Below are 2,363 nucleotides of genomic sequence, written 5' to 3' on the forward strand. Positions count from 1 at the left end.
GGACGCTCCGGACGCCACCGGACGTTCCATGACGACCGTATGTACGCGTGCAATCCAGACGCCCACTGAACTCGTCTGGCCGACGTGACTCCCACATCACTCGCCCAGACGCAGTGTGGACGTCTACAGATCACCGTTGCCACAGTACGTGACAACGATGACAATCAACGACAACAGCAACACAGTAAACGACACTCAAACTGGCTACTGTGCTGGCTGGTGAATGGCTCGGCTCGAGAGCCGACGACGGACGTGCCAAGCTGCGAAAAGCCTGAGGGAGCCGCACGGAGGCGAAGAACTCAGGATCTCCGAATGGGAATCCCCACCGCAATTGCCTCGCGCAATGGGGAACGCACCGAATTGAAACATCTCAGTAGGTGCAGGAACAGAAAGCAACCGCGATATCGTTAGTAACCGCGAGTAAACGCGACACAGTCCAAACCGAATCCGCAAGGAAATGTGGTGTGACGGACTAGCCACAACGGAACACAAACACACGAGAAATCTCCTGGAACGGAGTGCGACACAGGGTGACAGCCCCGTACCGTGTGCGCGTGTTCCCGGGCTACCTCCAGAGTAGCGAGGGTTGGATATCCCTCGTGAATCCCGCAGGCATCCCCTGCGAAGACTAAACACTCCTCGAGACCGATAGCGAACAAGTAGCGTGAGCGAACGCTGAAAAGCACCCCGAACAGGGCGGTGCAATAGGGCCTGAACTCAGTCAGCGATAGAACGACGGGGCATACAAGGTCCCGAGATAAACGACCGTGGAGCGATCCACCAGTAGGACTCTCGGGAAGCCGATGTCGCGTCGTGCGTTTTGAAAAACGACCCAGGGAGTGCACTCACATGGCGAGTCTAACCGGATTATCCGGGCAGGCATAGGGAAACCGATACGGCCGCAGTCTCCGATTCTTCGGAGACCAGGGCCACCGTGCTCAAGCGCGGGGAGCCACGTGGGTGCGACCCGAAACCGAGTGATCTACGCGCGGGCAAGGTGAAGCGTGGCGAAAGCTGCGTGGAGGCCTGCAGGGATGGTGTCCTACAATACCCTCCCGTGACCCGTGCGTAGGGGTGAAAGGCCCATCGAACTCGGCAACAGCTGGTTCCAGCCGAAACATGTCGAAGCATGACCTCAGCCGAGGTAGTCTGCGAGGTAGAGCGACCGATTGGACGCCCCGCCTCCGAGAGGAGTCGGCCGTCCTGTCAAACTCCGAACTTGCAGACGCCTTAGACGCTGGGAATCCGGATTGCGGGGTAAGCCTGTGATCCGTGAGGGAGACAACCCAGAGCCGGGTTAAGGTCCCCAAGTGTGGATTAAGTGCGATCGAAGGTGGTCTCGAGCCCTAAACAGCCGGGAGGTGAGCTTAGAAGCAGCTACCCTCTAAGAAAAGCGTAACAGCTTACCGGCCGAGGTTCGAGGCGCCCAAAATGATCGGGGCTCAAATCCACCACCGAGACCTGGCAGCGTCCTTCACCGGACGACCTAGTAGGCTAGGCGTACTGATCGGGCGGAAGCACGGGCGAGAGTTCGTGTGGACCGATTAGTAACGAAAATCCTGGTCACAGTAGCAGCGAGAGTCGGGTGTGAACCCCGACGGCCAAACGAGCAAGGGTTCCTCGGCACTGCCACTCAGCCGAGGGTTAGCCGGTCCTAAGTCCTACCGTAACTCGACTAGGACAAACAGGGAAACTGGTTAATATTCCAGTGCCGCCGTACATTCTGTCGACGCTTTTGGAAACAGCGAACGAGGCTTTCGCCTCGTCCAATCGTGGAAGATCGTGGAGGCCGTAATGGCACGAAGCGATCGAATCACGAGACAGCGCAAGTCGCTGGTACCGAGAGCCCGTGAAAAGACGTACGGCGACCGTACCGAGATCCGACACAGGTGCTCAGGCGGAGAAAGCCACGGCCTGTCGGGAGCAACCGGCGTTAGGGAATTCGGCAAGTTAGTCCCGTACCTTCGGAAGAAGGGATGCCTGCTTTTGATCGAGCAGGTCGCAGTGACTCGGACGCTCCGACTGTCTAGTAACAACATAGGTGACCGCAAATCCGCAAGGACTCGTACGGTCACTGAATCCTGCCCAGTGCGGGTATCTGAACACCTCGTACAAGAGGACGAAGGACCCGTCAACGGCGGGGGTAACTATGACCCTCTTAAGGTAGCGTAGTACCTTGCCGCTTCAGTAGCGGCTTGCATGAATGGATCAACGAGAGCGTCACTGTCCCAACGCTGGGCCCGGTGAACTGTACGTTCCAGTGCGGAGTCTGGAGACCCCCAGGGGGAAGCGAAGACCCTATAGAGCTTTACTGCAGGCTGTCGCTGGGACATGGTCGCTGATGTGCAGGATAGGTAGGAGCC

General features: G+C 58.1%; 1 rRNA gene. It reads left to right on the top strand.

Annotation, left to right across the window (positions count from 1 at the left end):
- Window positions 1-195: 195 nt before the first annotated feature.
- Window positions 196-2,363 (top strand): 23S ribosomal RNA (locus RJT48_RS20580); the annotation flags it as partial.

This window comes from Halobellus ordinarius (genome assembly GCF_031823395.1).
Classification (GTDB): Archaea; Halobacteriota; Halobacteria; order Halobacteriales; family Haloferacaceae; genus Haloquadratum; species Haloquadratum ordinarius.